The 15741-nt window shown below is 51.3% G+C and carries 9 protein-coding genes; 8 read left to right on the top strand and 1 reads right to left on the bottom strand.

Features of this window, described 5'->3' with window-relative positions:
* Positions 1–749 precede the first annotated feature (749 nt).
* The 7 genes from EBA_RS13920 (at position 750) to EBA_RS13890 (ending at position 13852) form a co-directional block, all read left to right on the top strand.
* Entirely contained in the window at positions 750–2549 is a 1800-nt protein-coding gene (locus EBA_RS13920) for an ABC transporter transmembrane domain-containing protein (protein WP_192375267.1), read from the top strand.
* Between the two features lie 161 nt (positions 2550–2710).
* Positions 2711–4024, top strand: a complete 1314-nt coding sequence (locus EBA_RS13915; RefSeq protein ID WP_192375266.1) for a YihY/virulence factor BrkB family protein — start codon at positions 2711–2713, stop codon at positions 4022–4024.
* Positions 4025–4282: 258 nt separating this feature from the next.
* Positions 4283–4705, top strand: a complete 423-nt coding sequence (locus tag EBA_RS13910; RefSeq protein ID WP_192375265.1) for a response regulator — start codon at positions 4283–4285, stop codon at positions 4703–4705.
* Positions 4706–4751: 46 nt separating this feature from the next.
* Positions 4752–6773 carry a two-component system response regulator gene (locus tag EBA_RS13905; protein ID WP_192375264.1) on the top strand — a complete coding sequence of 674 codons (2022 nt, stop codon included), beginning with the start codon at positions 4752–4754 and terminating at the stop codon, positions 6771–6773.
* Between the two features lie 149 nt (positions 6774–6922).
* Positions 6923–9817: a TonB-dependent receptor gene (locus tag EBA_RS13900; protein WP_192375263.1), complete on the top strand. Its 2895-nt coding sequence runs from the start codon at positions 6923–6925 to the stop codon at positions 9815–9817.
* Positions 9817–10332 (top strand): YfiR family protein, encoded by a 516-nt coding sequence (locus tag EBA_RS13895; protein ID WP_192375262.1) that lies wholly within the window; start codon positions 9817–9819, stop codon positions 10330–10332. The genes EBA_RS13900 and EBA_RS13895 overlap by 1 nt, the downstream gene beginning before the upstream one ends.
* A gap of 16 nt (positions 10333–10348) precedes the next feature.
* The gene (locus tag EBA_RS13890; protein WP_192375261.1) at positions 10349–13852 is read left to right on the top strand and encodes a response regulator; all 3504 of its coding nucleotides are present in this window, start codon (positions 10349–10351) and stop codon (positions 13850–13852) included.
* 240 nt (positions 13853–14092) lie between these two features.
* Here EBA_RS13890 and EBA_RS13885 read toward each other — a convergent pair whose 3' ends face one another.
* Entirely contained in the window at positions 14093–14386 is a 294-nt protein-coding gene (locus EBA_RS13885) for a hypothetical protein (RefSeq protein ID WP_192375260.1), read from the bottom strand.
* A 276-nt stretch (positions 14387–14662) separates the two neighbouring features.
* Here EBA_RS13885 and EBA_RS13880 point away from each other — a divergent pair, with 276 nt between their 5' ends.
* Positions 14663–15739, top strand: a complete 1077-nt coding sequence (locus EBA_RS13880) for a PA0069 family radical SAM protein (protein ID WP_192375259.1) — start codon at positions 14663–14665, stop codon at positions 15737–15739.
* Positions 15740–15741 lie beyond the last annotated feature (2 nt).

Below are 15741 nucleotides of genomic sequence, written 5' to 3'. Positions count from 1 at the left end.
CCCGGTACCGGTATCGCGATCGCAAACACGGCCGACCGGCCGTAAATTCACTCCTCCTCGCCTGCGCGGTTTTTGCACAAAAATTTGCACGCGAATTTCGTTTTGAACCGCTTAAGTTCGGACAATTAGCGTGAAAACCAGGAATTTCAAGGTTTTCTGGCACCAAAGCGGACCGTTTTTACCCGTTGTGCAGTATTCGCAAAGTGCCGATCATTTACACTTTCTGCCATTGAATACACCGAAACGGCAGACCTAAATACCAGTCGATTTACAGTAACTATTTGATATATAAATATTTAATTATCTATTAAATTTTTTGGAGAAATTTTGCCGTGTGCGATGCGATTGGCTGAAAGACGCGAATTACCTGGATTTGGAGAAAAACCGAATGGCGGAAATCGGCAGTTTTTCAGCATTTGTGAGGTCGGGTTTATTTAGGCTGATCCAGGCTAAATAAACCCTATAGTAACGACTAGCGAAATATTTGGATTTGAGCTGTTTAGGTAGGAAAATACCGGATAAGACTTAGAATTGTGTCCTTGTGTGTGTCCTTGCTCAGGCTGTTAAATTTTTATGATAAATAAAACAAGTGCTTATGAATGTTATGGTTCCGACCCTCGTACCATCTACTCTTCCAGAGTAGTCCAAAGAAATTTAAAAACCCGCTAGCCGCAAGGCTTAGCGGGTTTTTTATTTTGTGGCGTTCGAAATTCGCGCCAAATCACAGCACCACCCAAAGAGGTACTGGGATGCCAGCTTCCAATGCTAAGCACACCGATTCCACCCGCAAAATATCGACCTTAAAGGCGCTATGGCCGTTTATCCGTCCCTATCGCGCCAGAATGCTTCTGGCTTTTTGTTTGTTGTGCCTTGGTTCCGCGACGATTTTGTTAGTGCCATTGGCGTTTCGCGATCTAATCGATTTCGGCTTTGGTCAGCGACAGGCCGTGCAGGGCGGTTTGTTGGGTTCGTTGAGCATGGACAAGCGCTTTCTGGTGCTATTTGGTTTGGCCTGCCTGTGGGCGTTGACGATAGCTGCACGTTATTACACCGTGAGTTGGGTCGGCGAACGGGTGACGGCGAATTTGCGCAGCGCGGTTTACGAACGGGTTTTGGCCCTGTCTCCGCAGTTTTTCGAAACCTTACAAACCGGGGAAGTGTTATCACGTCTGACCGGCGATACCACGCTGATTCAAACTGTGGTGGGCAGTTCGATTTCAATGGGTTTGCGCAGCCTATTTCAATTTGTCGGCGGCATGATCATGCTGGCATTGACCAGCCTGTATCTGTTCTCGCTGATTTTGGGGCTGATGATCTTGCTGACCTTGCCGATACTGGCTATGGGCCGGCAAGTAAAAAAATTATCTCGGGAATCGCAGGACAAGATCGCCGACGCCTCGGCGTTGGCCGGCGAGATTCTTAACGCGGTGCCTACTGTCCAAGCCTACACCCAGGAATGCCGCGAAGCGAATCGCTTTAGCGAGCGTGCCGAAATCAGTTTCCTCACCGCTGTGCGTCGCAGTCGATTTCGTTCCGCACTAACGGTTATCGTCATCACCGCCGTGATGGGCTCCATCATTTTCGTGTTATGGATAGGCGCCAACCAGGTCAACGCCGGCATCATGACCGGCGGACAACTGGCGTCTTTCGTACTCTATGCAACCCTGGCTTCCGGCGGGGTCAGCACCATAGCGGAAGTCTGGGGCGACGTGATGCGGGCAACCGGCGCAACCGGGCGCTTGCTGGAACTGCTGCATGCCGAACCGGCAATAGTCGATACCTCTTCACCTCAGTCCTTGGCGGACAGCAACACGGCAGAGATTCAATTTCAGCAAGTCAGCTTTAGTTATTCGTCGCGCTTGCAAACCGCCGCACTGGATAGTATCGATTTAAGCATCGCGGCAGGGGAGAGCGTCGCTTTTATCGGTCCGTCCGGGGCCGGCAAGACCACGCTGTTCCAATTGCTATTACGTTTTTACGATGTTACGCACGGGGCTATCTGCCTAAACGGTCAGGATATTCGCCATCTATCTTTGCAAGAACTGCGCGGCAAAATTGCCATCGTGCCGCAAGACGCGGTGATTTTCTCGACTTCCGCGCTGGAGAATATTCGTTACGGCAGACCCGATGCCAGCGACGCGGAAGTCATCGCGGCCGGGCAATTGGCGCAGGTGGCGGAATTCATAGATCGCCTGCCGGATGGCTATCAAACCTTTCTCGGCGAGCGTGGTACGCGCTTATCCGGTGGTCAGCGCCAACGTATTGCCATCGCCCGGGCCATTTTGAAAAACGCGCCGTTGTTGTTGCTGGACGAAGCCACCAGCGCGTTGGATGCGGAGTCGGAAGTGCGGATACAGCAGGGTTTGAATGCGGCGATGCAAGGTCGTACCACCTTGATAATTGCGCACCGCTTGGCCACCGTGAATAAGGTCAGCCGCATCGTGGTGTTGGATCAAGGGCGCATCGTCGAAACCGGTACGCCCGAAGGTTTACGCAAACAAAGCGGACTGTATGCCAGGCTGGCAAACTTACAGTTCGATGTTCATTAAGCTCTGATAACTCGTTTTACGCCTCGCTGCCTATAGCAAGTCGCGCCGCAGCTTTATCGGCGGTGCACCGCGTATTACCATAAACTTCGCTTTTTCAATTTATACTGTCGGCGGAGAAGGGATTCTATTTTCGCAGTTACCGCCACCCGCCAAGCCCAGCCATGTACCACAAATTGCTTAAATTTATCCAAGACGATATTTGGCTGCTGCACGAGCAAGATCTGCCGTATGTTCACGAAAAAATAATCAAATATTTAAAAATCGTTATTTTGTCCTTGCAAAGTTTCGATCTCGATCTTTGTCAGCTGCGAGCCTCGGCTTTGACCTTGTACAGCATCTTGTCGATAGTGCCCGTCATCGCCATGTTGTTCGGGATTGCCAAGGGCTTTGGTTTTGAAACCATGCTGGAGCAAGAGCTGCTGCAGCGCGTGCCGAATCAAGATGCTTTGGTAACGCAATTAATCGGCTTTGCGAAAAACCTGTTGGAAAGTACCAAGGGTGAAGTGGTGGCGGGGATAGGGATTGTCGTGCTGTTTTGGACGATCATCAGCTTGATTGGCAATATCGAAGCATCGTTTAACTACATTTGGAAAATCGGTAAAAGCCGGTCTTTGGGTCGCAAATTTAGCGACTATCTATCCTTGATGTTGCTGGCGCCGGTACTGTTGATAGCCGCTAGCAGTATAACGGTGTTGGTTAGCACGCAGATAACCTGGTTTATTACCGTCATTCAATTGCCGGCGTTCGCTACCTGGCTGGTGGTTAAGGCGCTAAGTTTGTCGCCGGTGTTGCTGATGATCGTCTTGTTTTCCTTTACGTTTATTTTTATGCCTAACCATAAAATAAACTTTCGGGCCGGAATCCTAGCCGGGGTGGTGACCGGCCTTAGCTATCAACTGCTGCAATGGGCGTATATAAGCCTGCAGATCGGCGCGTCGAGTTATAACGCTATTTACGGCAGTTTTGCGGCGCTGCCCTTGTTTGTAGTTTGGCTGCAAAGCTGTTGGATGATCGTGTTATTCGGCTGCGAAATGGCGTTTTTTACCCAAAATTATCAAACCTATCGAAACCACAATCGCTTTGCCAATTTAAGTTTTGCGCTTAAAAAGCTGGTTGCCTTACAAATCATGCATCTGATAGTCAAAAACTTTAGCCAATTGCATGCTCCTCTAAGCGCTGCCGACATTGCCGGAAAACTGGCTGTGCCCATTGCGATTGTCCAGGATGTGCTGGCGAAATTAGTGCGCAGCCACCTACTCGCCGAACTGAAAGAACCGGACGACAGCGACGAGGTTTATTTGCCGGCGGTGGATATTCATATCTTGACCATCAGCTACGTAATCAACGCGCTTGAACAATGCGGACAAAACCAGTTGCCGGATAGTAACTGGGAGCCTCTGTTAAGCGAGGCGCTCGAAACCTTTAACACCATTATCGAAGTATCCAGCTGCAACGTGCTGTTAAAAGATATTTAGTAGCCTTGAATAATGCCGCTTAAACAGCTAGGCCTGTTCCGGGCTTAATTTGCATTTTTAGCACACATTTTTCAAAGTTAGACATTGGTTTTACGCGGTCCATGTTGTTCTATTTGTGGCGTGTAAACGGCCTTACTTTGCTCTTGGGTGGATCATGGGCTAACTTTGGCAAGAGTTTGTTTACGATTTTAAACGGGGGACTGTTTCGAGGCAGCCAACTCTCTATTCGCCGCCAATCAGGCTAGATGTAGGGCTTATATGAACGATATATGTGTTTCAAACGAAAAACCGAGAATTCTGATTGTTGACGATGTGCATGAAAACCTGCATACCTTGCTGAATATTTTGCGGCAGGATTATGCGGTGATGGCGGCTACTTCCGGTGAAAAGGCCCTGGAAATAGCGCGGCGCACACCTGCTCCTGATTTGATTTTGCTGGATATACACATGCCGGAAATGGACGGTTATCAAGTGCTGGGCCACTTACGTAGTGATCCATCAACTGTTGAGATCCCGGTGATTTTTGTCACTGCGGCTGGCGACATTGGTGACGACACCAAAGGACTGGAATTGGGCGCAGACGATTATTTACTTAAGCCTGTGATGCCTGAGATGCTTTTGACGCGGGTTAGGCTCCATTTGGAGTTGGCGGCCTATCGGAAACGCTACGGCAGACTATAATCGTTCGGGTGAATTGGCAACACTTGCCCAACTACTTTCCTTGACGATGAACAAAGACGAACCCCTAGCGCTCAATTCCCGACCGACTATTTTAGTGGTAGATGATCTTCCCGAAAATATCCACGGTTTACTCGAAGTACTAAAGGATGATTACGGCATTAGGGTTGCGACGGATGGCATGCGCGCGGTTGAGTTGGCGCAAGGCCTGACGCCACCGGATTTGGTGTTGCTGGATGTCAAAATGCCCGGTATGGATGGTTATGAGGTTTGCCGGCGGCTTAAGAGCGATTCTAGAAGTGCCGGCATACCCGTGCTGTTCGTGACGGTAGTCGATGCGTCCATCGAAAAAGTTCGCGGTTTTTCCATGGGCGCCGCCGATTTTATTACCAAGCCGTTCGATATCGACGAAGTACGGGCCAGGGTCAAAACGCATTTGGAACTTAGCCGCTTGCGCCGGGCCTTGGAAGGGCGGGTCAAACGCCTGAATGAATACCGGCATGCCACGGATGTGTCTAATATCGTGTTCCGAACCGATCCCCAAGGCTTGATCACTTTTGTAAACGATGCCTTCGTCCAAACCTATGGCTACTCGCGCGAGGAAGTGCTCGGAAAAACCAGTCGAGTGATAAAAGATCCTCATGCGGGTCCCGGTTTGCATCGGGAGTTATGGAACACGATTCTAAGCGGCGCAATCTGGCGTGGCACTTACAGCAATCTGACCAAAAGCGGGGAGGTGATTTACATCAACAACACCATCGTGCCTATCCTGAACGCGGATAGTTCGATTCGAGAATTTATATCGACCAGCGTTAATGTGACCCATCTGATCAGGCAGGAAGAATTGATTCGGGAACAAACCACGGATGCATTAACCGGTTTGCCCAATCGAGTGAAATTGATGCAGGATCTAGCGAACGCCGAGCAACCGATGTTGGGCATGATCAATATCGATCAATTCAAAGCCATTAACGATTTTTACGGTTTATACAACGGCGATAAAGTCTTGTTGGAAATTGGCGAGTGTTTGCAAAAAATGGGCGGTGCCGATGCCCAAGCCTATCGCATCGGCGGCGATCTGTTTGCGCTGTTCTCGCAAAACGGCTGCGATCTCAGCAGTTTTGAGCAGCTGATAGACCGAATTATCAGGTTTTTGGAATTAGAAGCGATCGATTGCGGTGAAGACCAGATCAATATCCGGGTCACGGCCGGCATCTGTTCCGGTACTGACAATCCATATACTCACGCTGCGCTGGCTTTGGAGCGAGCCAGAATCGAACATCGGGATTATTTGATTTATGCCGATCAGATGCAGATCAAATCGCACTATAAGGACAATATCCACTGGAGCCAGAAGATTCGTAGTGCGTTGGCCGACCGCCGCATCGTGCCGTATTATCAACCCATCGTCGACAATCGTAGCGGCGAAATCGTCAAATACGAAGCCTTAATGCGGATGATAGACGAAGATGGCAATGTCATTCCGCCTAGCTTTCTCGGTGTCGCGAAACGTACCCGGCAATATACCGCCTTGACGCGGACTATGATCGAGCAAGTGCTGCAAGTGTTGCCCGACTCTGTGGGGGAGATGAGTATCAATCTGACGGTCGAGGATATTATCGATGCGGATACCGTGAGTTTCATCGCTGACCACTTATCTCGGCCCGGCGTTGGGTCGCGGATTATCTTGGAGATCACCGAATCAGAAGGCATCGAAAGCTACGAGGAGGTGCTCGAGTTTGTTGAGCGAATGAAAGGCTACGGTTGTCATTTTGCGATTGACGATTTCGGCAGCGGCTATTCCAACTTTGCGCATTTATTGCGTTTAAAAATCGATTACTTAAAAATCGACGGTTCCATCATCATGAATATTATCGACAATCCCGATTCTGAAGTGATTGCGCGTGTCATCGTCGATGCCGCGCGCCGTTTGGGCATGCGTACAGTCGCCGAGTTCGTGGGTAGTGCCGAGATTCAGGCCAAAGTTGTAGCCTTGGGTATCGACTTTTCCCAAGGCTTTTATTTAGGCAAACCAGCACCGCGACCGCATGCAATACCGGGCAATGACTAAGGCTTATTCAGGCATAGCTGATGCTGAATCGGTCATGGTGTTCTAGTATGCGGTCGGTTTTTGTTGAGGGTTTTTCGTACGCGGCGATTTCCTTGCCAAGACCACTTAGCTGCATATTCTGCGGGCTACTAGGTGTTGCCGGTGTTCTGTTGGCAACAATTTGCTTCAGTATTCCGGCGCGCGCCGACATCAGTGCCGCGACGATTCGTGGTCAAGTCACGCTTGGAAGCGCGGACAGCCAGGCTGGCGCGCAAATAATCGTCACTAGCCTGGAGCGGGGATTTTCCACGCGTACCTTTTCCCGAACGGACGGCTCTTATGTACTGATGGCATTAAAACCCGGTCGGTACCAACTTAAGGTATTGGCTGCGGACGGGCAGCAGAACAGTCAAGAGCTGACGCTGCAAGTGGGGCAAACGGCCGTGGTGGACATTGCGTTAGGCTCTGAGGAGCGGGTTGCCGATCAGGCTAGCGAAGGCAATTCGGCGGAGTTAGCGACGTATTTAACCCCCGAGCAAATGCAACGTCTGCCGCAGGTCAACCGCAATTTTTTAAATTATGCCGATCTGGCACCCGGCGTGAATGTGGTTACCGACCAAAATGGCAGTACCCGTTTGCAAAGCGGTGGGCAGCGGCCGGATAGCGTCAATTTGTTTATCGATGGCGTCAGTCAGAAAAACTACGTGGTCAGGGGCGGGGTAGCCGGCCAGGATTCCAGTCGTGGCAATGTGTTTCCGGAATCGGCCGTCGCCGAATACAAGGTTATCAGCCAGAACTATAAGGCTGAGTACGATCAAGTCGGCGGTGCGGCAATTTCGGTGCAGACTAAATCCGGCGGCAATACCTTTCACGGCGAAACGTTTTACGATCATACCAATCAGGATTTGCGCAGCGTCACGCCTAGCGAGCAACTCAACGGCGGCAAGCGCGATACCGAGCAAGCCCAGTTCGGCGTCACCTTAAGCGGCCCTATTGCCAAGGATGTTGCGCATTTTTTCATGGCCTACGAACGTAAACTTAGCGACGATTACGCTAATGTCAGCGCCGGTGATGGCTCCAGCTTGCCCGCGCCGTATCAAGCGCAATTGGGCAGCGTGAACAGGCCGTTTACCGCAGATTTGTTTTTCGGTAAGTTGGATTGGGCGCTTAACGATAGTCACTTGATCGAAATCTCTTTCAAGTTGCGTGACGAAACCGAAACCTTGGGGATTGGCGGTCAAAACGCTGAATCGTATGCCTTGGCAAAGGGTAACAGTGAAAAACGTCTGGATTTTAAATATCAGTACAGCGCCGAACATTGGGTCAACGAAGCCCGGTTTACTTATGAAGATGCCAATTGGCGGCAACTACCGGCCACCCAAAGCCCCGGTTTGCTGCTGAGTCGCCTCGACGGCAGTTTGAGCGGTGGTAATCTGACTAGCCGTAGTGTGCTGAATAGCGGCGGGGCGACCAATTATCAGGACAAGGGCCAGAGTGGACCGGGGTTTCAAGACGATCTAACCTTCAGCGGCCTGGATTGGCATGGCAGCCATGTGCTGAAACTGGGCGGTAAAGTTAAACAAATAGAACTTGGTGCGGTGGAACGCGACCCGTACAACCCGCAGTTCGGCTTAAATTTAAACAATCCTGCCGGCAATCCCTACCAAGTGCGCTGGGCAACGCCATTGGCGGGAATCGGAGACGGTTCGGCCAGCACGGACGTGACGCAATTGGGCGTGTATCTGCAAGACGATTGGAATCCTAATCGGCATCTGAGTGTGAACCTTGGCGTGCGCTGGGATTATGAATATAACCCCGGCTATCTGAATTACGTCACCCCAGGCGATGTTAGCGGCGCGCTACGCAACTGGCGTAACATTCACAACACCAACGCCGGTTACGACATCGAAAATTATCTTAGCAATGGCACCAACCGCGCGGCGGACAGCAATAATATTGCGCCCAGATTAGGTTTGGCATACGACCTTTTCGAAGATCAGCGGCATGTGCTGTTCGGCGGCTACGCCAAAGCCTATGACCGCAATATTTACGATGTGCTGCAACTGGAACGGACCAAGGGCAGTTACCCCAGCTACGCAGTCAATTTCCAGGGCGACCCCAATGACAACTGCGCTGCGGGTGTCGATTGCATTGCCTGGAACCCCGCGTATTTGAATTATACGCCGGCTCAATTGTCGGCGCTGACCGGTGCCAGTGCCGGTAGTAGCCGGGAAATTAATCTGATGCGTAATAATCTACGGACGCCGTACGCAGACCAGTTCAATATCGGCATGCGTAATCGTTTCGGCGATTGGCATACCGAGATCAGTTTGTCGCATGTGCACAGTTACAATGGCTTGGTCGGTTTGCTGGGTGGTCGCAACACAGACGGCAGTTTTTACGGGGCCGGCTCGGGGTTCGGCGGCACTTTTCAGGCCGTGCCTGGCTTTGGGCAATTAATTTTGTTCGATAACGGCGTACAGACCAAGACCAATTCGGTATTTGTTAAGGCCGAAAAGCCGTACAGCAAGGACAGCGGCTGGGGGATGACGTTTGCTTATACTTTTACCGATTCCGAAGAAAACAAACCGCAGTCCTTCACCGACAACAGCAGCTATTTGTTTGAGCATCCCAACACCCATACCGCCGGATGGCTGGATACTGCCGGGGTTAGAAAACACAAACTGGTGACTACCGCCAGCGTCGATTTGCCGTGGGATTTGATTTTTTCCACCAAATTGACACTGGCTACGCCTGACACCCGCTCCGGCATTAACTGTACAAGTGGTGCGTGCCGCTTCGATACCTTTACGCCCAAAGGTAGCGATTTTATTTTTCCGGGGCAGTGGTGGGGGTATAAACAAGTCGATATCGCACTGATAAAAAGCTTTGACACGCCGCACGATACCCGGATGAAGCTGCGCCTGGATGTATTGAATTTATTCGATTTTAAAAATTATGCGGCGTTTAACAGCGACTTTGCCTCGCCGAATTTGGGCACGCCGCTTACCGTGCTGGCCGGGCCGGGTATGACGGTGAAATTGACCGCACGCCTGGAGTTTTAATGCGGGGAAAATTAGTGGGCTTGGCTGTGTTTTTATGGGTATTGCTGAGCAGTCTCAGCCTGGAAGCAATTGCCGACGATGCACTCAACGCCAAAACCAAGGCCAACTATGTGTTCAATTTCACCAAGTTCGTGGAATGGCCGGCGTTGATGAACGACACGCTGCATGTCTGTATTGTTGGTGCCGAGCCTATCGTCAACTTGCTTAGCGATTTGGCCAGCCGCGATACCAAGGGGCATTTATTGCAAATATGGTCGGGCATAGACGACCCGCAGGTTTGCCAGATTTTGTATATCGACAAAGATGCGCCGGAATTGCAGGCCTTGACGCGACAGGTGCGCGGTAATCAGATACTGACGGTTAGCGATGCCGATGGTTTTGCCGGCAAAGGCGGCTGCATCGGTTTCTACGCTGAAAACGGCCAAATTAAACTGGAAATCAATCCCGACGCGGTACGCAATGCGCAATTAAAAATCAACGCGTTGCTGATGGAAATCGCCCGTATCGTCCGTTAATTCAATCCGGAACACCATGACAAACCAGGCTGAATTTAAACGCGATCTGACTATTAAAACCAAACTGGTGCTGATCATGTTGGCAACTAGCGTACTGGCGCTGATGTTGGCTGGTGCCGGTTTTATTGCCCAGGAACACATGCGGGTGAAAGAGGATATGGGCCGGGATTTGAGTTCTCTGGCACGCATCATCGCCAACCGCAGTACCGTGGCCTTATCCTTTAACGACAGCAGTGTCGCCAATGCGACTTTGGCCGCCTTAAGCGTCAAGGATAGCGTGGTATCGGCGTGTATTTACGACAGCGCCAATCAGTTGTTTGCGCTTTACGAACACGGCCTGGCTTGTCCGCCGCAACATCCCGATCCGCTGGCAATGGATCAGCCGCAATTCGACGACGCTTACTGCACCGTCAACGAAACGATAGCGTTGGGCGGCCGGACCTTGGGAAGGGTGTGGATAGCTTCCAGTTTGGCTGAGTTGGATTCGCTGTGGCGAGACTTTTTAGTCGGCGCGACGGGTATCGTATTGTTGTCAGGTTTGTTTGCCTTATTACTGGCTTCCAGTTTGCAGCAAGTGGTATCCGGCCCGCTGGTAAGGCTGAAAAGGACGGTCGAGACTATTAACAGTCAAAAGAATTACACCCTGCGTGCGGTGCAAGAGAGCAATGACGAATTAGGCGCGCTGATTCAAGCCTTCAACACCATGATAAGCACTATCGAAACCCGCGATAGCGAGTTATTGGCTTTGAATCGGCAGCTAGCCGACAACGAGACCCAATTGGCCGGCATCAACGAAAGTCTGGAAGAACACGTGGCGGCCAGAACTAGGGAATTGGCGGAAAGTAACGCCAAGTTGGCGCATAACAGCGTGATGCTGGCAACGGTGTTGGATAGCATGTCGCAAGGTTTGATTGCCTTCGACAGCAATTTAAAATTATTGGTTTGGAATAAAAAGCTCAGCGAGGTGCGTGGCTATCCGGAAAGTATGTTGGAAGTGGGTAGGGACCATGCCGATTTTATGCAGTTCGACTTGACGGATACGCAGCTGCGTTTCCGAAATCCCGATGCCGAACTCAGGCAGTTGCTGGAGGAAATAAGACATTTTCTGCCGCACAATTTTACTCGGCACAGACTAGACAACCGGGTCATAGAGATCAGCGGTGGGCCGATAGCCGATGGCGGTTTCGTCAGCACCTACGAAGATGTCACCTTACGCAAACAAGCCGAGGTGGCGTTAAAAGAGGCCAGAGATGCCGCTCAGGCTGCGACCCAGACCAAAAGCCAGTTCCTGGCGAATATGTCGCACGAGATCCGCACGCCGATGAATGGTGTGCTGGGCATGTTGCATTTGGCTTTGCAGACCGAATTGACGGCATCACAACGCAATTATTTGTCAAAAGCCCACAATTCCGCGCGTACCTTGCTGGGGATTCTTAACGATATTCTGGATTTTTCCAAAATAGAGGCCGGTAAATTATTGTTGGAAGAAACCGAATTTCGCTTCGATAGCGTGGTGGACCAATTGGCCGATATGATCGGTTACCAAGCCGGTCTGAAAGGCATCGAATTTCTGATCCGTCACGATCCGCAAATTCCGCCGGTATTGGTGGGCGATTCGCTGCGTTTCGGCCAGGTGTTGACCAATCTGTGCGGTAACGCGCTTAAATTTACCGAGGCCGGCGAATTGGAGCTGGCTTTCCATTGTGTCGCCAAGGGCGATAACACTATCGATTTGCAGATTTCGGTGCGAGATACCGGCATCGGCATGTCCAAAGGCGATCAACAAAAACTATTTCAAGAGTTTACCCAAGCCGATCAGGGCACCAGTCGGCGTTTTGGAGGCACCGGTTTGGGATTGGCCATCAGTAAAACCCTGGTGGAAATGATGCGGGGCCGGATTTGGATCGAGCAATCGCAGCCGGGCCAGGGCACAACCTTCTGCTTTACCGCACGTTTGGGCGTTGCCACGGCTACTTTGTTGCATCAAGAAGCGCTGGAACAGAGCATAGGCCAGTTACTCGCCGACGTGCGAGTGTTGGTGGTGGATGACAACGATGCTTCCCGGGAAATCATCAGCGATATGCTGCGGCCGTTTCAGTTGCAGGTAAGTTGTGCTGCAAGTGCCGCATCCGCGCTGAGTGTTTTGCGGGATATGCCGGTGGAGCAGCCCTTCGATGTAGTGTTGATGGACTGGAAAATGCCGGGTATGAACGGCGATGAAGCGATTAGACTGATTCGCGCCGACACCCGCTTGCAGCCGCAACCCAAGATCATCATGGTGACGGCGTATGGTAGCGAAGATGTGATGCGCTTGGCCGGCCGGGCCGGTATCGACGGTTTTTTGATCAAGCCGGTATCGCCGTCTTCGTTACTGGATGCCATTCTATCCGCGCTGGATCGCGGACGGGTCCTGGGTGTGGTGGATAAATTTAAACAGTTGGGCGGTGCGGACATTACCGGCAGCAAACAGCTGCAAGGTATCCGAGTATTGTTGGTAGAGGATAATGAAATCAACCGCGAGTTTGCCTGCGAATTATTGCGCAGTCACGATATTCAGGTGGACGAAGCGGTTAACGGCGCGGAAGCGGTGAGCATGGTTAGGCAACATCATTACGACGCGGTATTGATGGACATTCAAATGCCCGTGCTCGACGGTTTGCAGGCCACCGGCCAGATTCGGGCCTTGGCGCAATCGGCGGGCGATCAACGCTATGCCTCTATGCCCATCATCGCGATGACCGCCCATGCCATGGCCCGCGATGTTGAAAAAAGCCTGGAGGCGGGTATGAACGATCACATTACCAAACCGATCGATCCCGACCGGTTGTTCAAAGCCTTGGCGACCTGGATTCCGATTAGCGCGGATGAAAACCGGGGAAACGACGTGGCGCGGACTTATGATCTCGCTGATTATCCTAAAGATTTACAAACTTTGACCTGCCTGGATATTGTGCAAGGTATACGCCGCATCGGCGGCAGTCCGGAGGCTTACCGCAAGCAGTTATATCGTTTTCGAGAACATTATCCGGATGTCGTCGCGCAGATTCGCGGCTTGATCAATGCCGGTGAACTGAAACGAGCCGAAGAGCGTTGCCATGCCCTGAAAGGTGTGAGTGGCAATCTGGGGGCGGTGGATTTATTCGAAGCTGCCGCCGGTATCGATATTGTGCTTAAGCAAAATCAAATACCGCCCGCTGAACACTTGCAGCGCATGGATGGGTTTTTGCGTAAATTAATCGCGGAAATTCAGACTTTGCAAACACTGGCGGACAGCCAAGGTTCCGGCCCGGAACAGGCTGTGGCACCGCTTGCCGACGCCGATATAGCGGCGGATTTAACCAAGTTGTCGCAATTGCTGGAAAACGATCTGGGCGCCGCCGAAGCGATGTTGGAGCAATTACGCAGAACGATGGCCGGGCATGAACATCTGTGCTTATTAGAAGACGTTGCTAAAAAAATCGACCGTTTCGCCATCGACGAAGCCCTAAAACAACTATCTGAGTTGCTGCAAAAGTTTTAAGGGCTATTTGCATTCTAGCTTGAAACATCAGCTTAGCCGATAGCTGAAAATATGTCTGTATTGTGCAAAATGTGGTTGAACAAGCAACAGGGAAATTGGGCGTTCTGTGTAAAACAGGGTTGAGATTGCTGATTTATCGCAATCGGCCCACTCTTGCCAGTCGAGTTTCTCCAAACCGGAGGGCTACAAAGCAGCCATTGCCGACTTCAATCAATCGGCCAAAATGAGATATTCAGGATTTCAAATTGTTGCCACTGAATACTCCTTTATCTGAATTAGTCGACCCTGAAAAATCATTATCATATTGATTTGTAATGGATAACCTGTAACACATTCCGAGTAGAGGCGCACCAAGACATTCTCTGCATCGGTGATACCGCTCATCACAAAAGCCAAGTGTTCTTTGTTATCCAGGGTATTACGGTAATAGTAGAGTTGAAAGTCGCTATATGCCGTGGGAATACGGGCGGTAGTAAGTCGGGATACGCCAGCTTGGGACTTGGTGTTTAATGTATGCTTAATTCCTTTCGGCAATCAATTTTTGCGCCATTTTTCAAGTCCTTGTTTGAAATAATAAACACCGGTTGCGGTGCTTGGAAAGTGATGTCAGACGGACGGAAAGTGTTGGTGCTGTGTTGGTTTATCAGCTTGTATGAGGTGGGAGAGCGGTGACAATGCGCTTGTTTGCTGTGTTCGTGGAATCAATCTTTTGATTGGCGAACGGTCGTAACCGGCGGGCTGCGGCGTATAATGGCTAGCCGCGATGTAGCGTAAAGTTTCACTGTTCTAACCCTGATCGGCGATCATGTCATGTCCAAACCCCTGATCTACAAAGGCCGTGCCAGCATCAGTAATGCAGCAGGCCGCTTTGAAAAGCTGAGCAAGGCAGCTGAAGACGACGGCTGGGGCAGTTTGGATGCCGAGCTGCCGCCCTTGGCGACCGACGTCATCATGGATAGCAGTAAGTCGGTCATTACCTATAACGATTCGCCCGATATCCCGTTTGATAGGTCGATCAATCCCTATCGTGGCTGTGAGCATGCCTGCATTTATTGCTTTGCCCGGCCGACCCATGCTTACTTGGGTTATTCCGCCGGTCTGGATTTTGAGAGCAAAATTTTGGTCAAGCCTGAGGCCGCGCGCCTGTTGCGCGAAGAGTTGGCCAAACGCAGTTATCGCTGCGCGCCGCTAGCCTTGGGCACCAATACAGACCCTTACCAACCGCTGGAACGGCAACAGCGCATCATGCGGCAGATTTTGGAAGTGTTATCCGAGACCCTGCATCCGGTGAGCATCGTCACTAAGTCGGCATTGATCGAACGCGATATTGATATTCTGGCGCAGATGGCCGGGCAGGGGTTGGCTGCGGTTTATCTTTCGATTACCACGCTGGACAGAACGCTGGCGCGTGCTCTGGAGCCGCGCGCCGCCGCCCCGCAACGCCGCTTGGAGGCGGTTGCTCGCTTGCGGGCAGCCGGAATTCCGGTTGGCGTGTTGGTGGCGCCACTGATTCCGGTGCTGACCGATTACGAACTGGAAAGCATTGTCAGTGCAACTCATAAGGCCGGCGCGCAAAGCGTGCAATACATCCTGTTGCGCCTGCCCTTGGAAACGGCGGATCTATTTGCAGAATGGCTGCAACAACACTACCCGCTAAAAGCCGAGCATGTGATGAATCGGGTCCGCGATAGCCGTGGCGGCAAAGCTTATGATGCGGCATTTCATCAACGCCAGCGTGGCAGCGGCGGTTATGCCGATTTGATTGCGCAGCGCTTCAAGTTGATTGCCAGAAAGCTGGAACTAACCGGTTCGCTGCCGGCGTTGCGTAGCGATTTGTTTCGCCCGCCAAACTTAGGCGGACAAATGAGTTTCGGTTTTTTTGATTGAGC

Source organism: Methylomonas albis, from assembly GCF_014850955.1.
In the GTDB taxonomy this organism is placed as follows: domain Bacteria; phylum Pseudomonadota; class Gammaproteobacteria; order Methylococcales; family Methylomonadaceae; genus Methylomonas; species Methylomonas albis.
The sequence above is the reverse complement of the archived record's forward strand: the minus strand, read 5'-3'. Positions and strand labels throughout refer to the sequence as shown.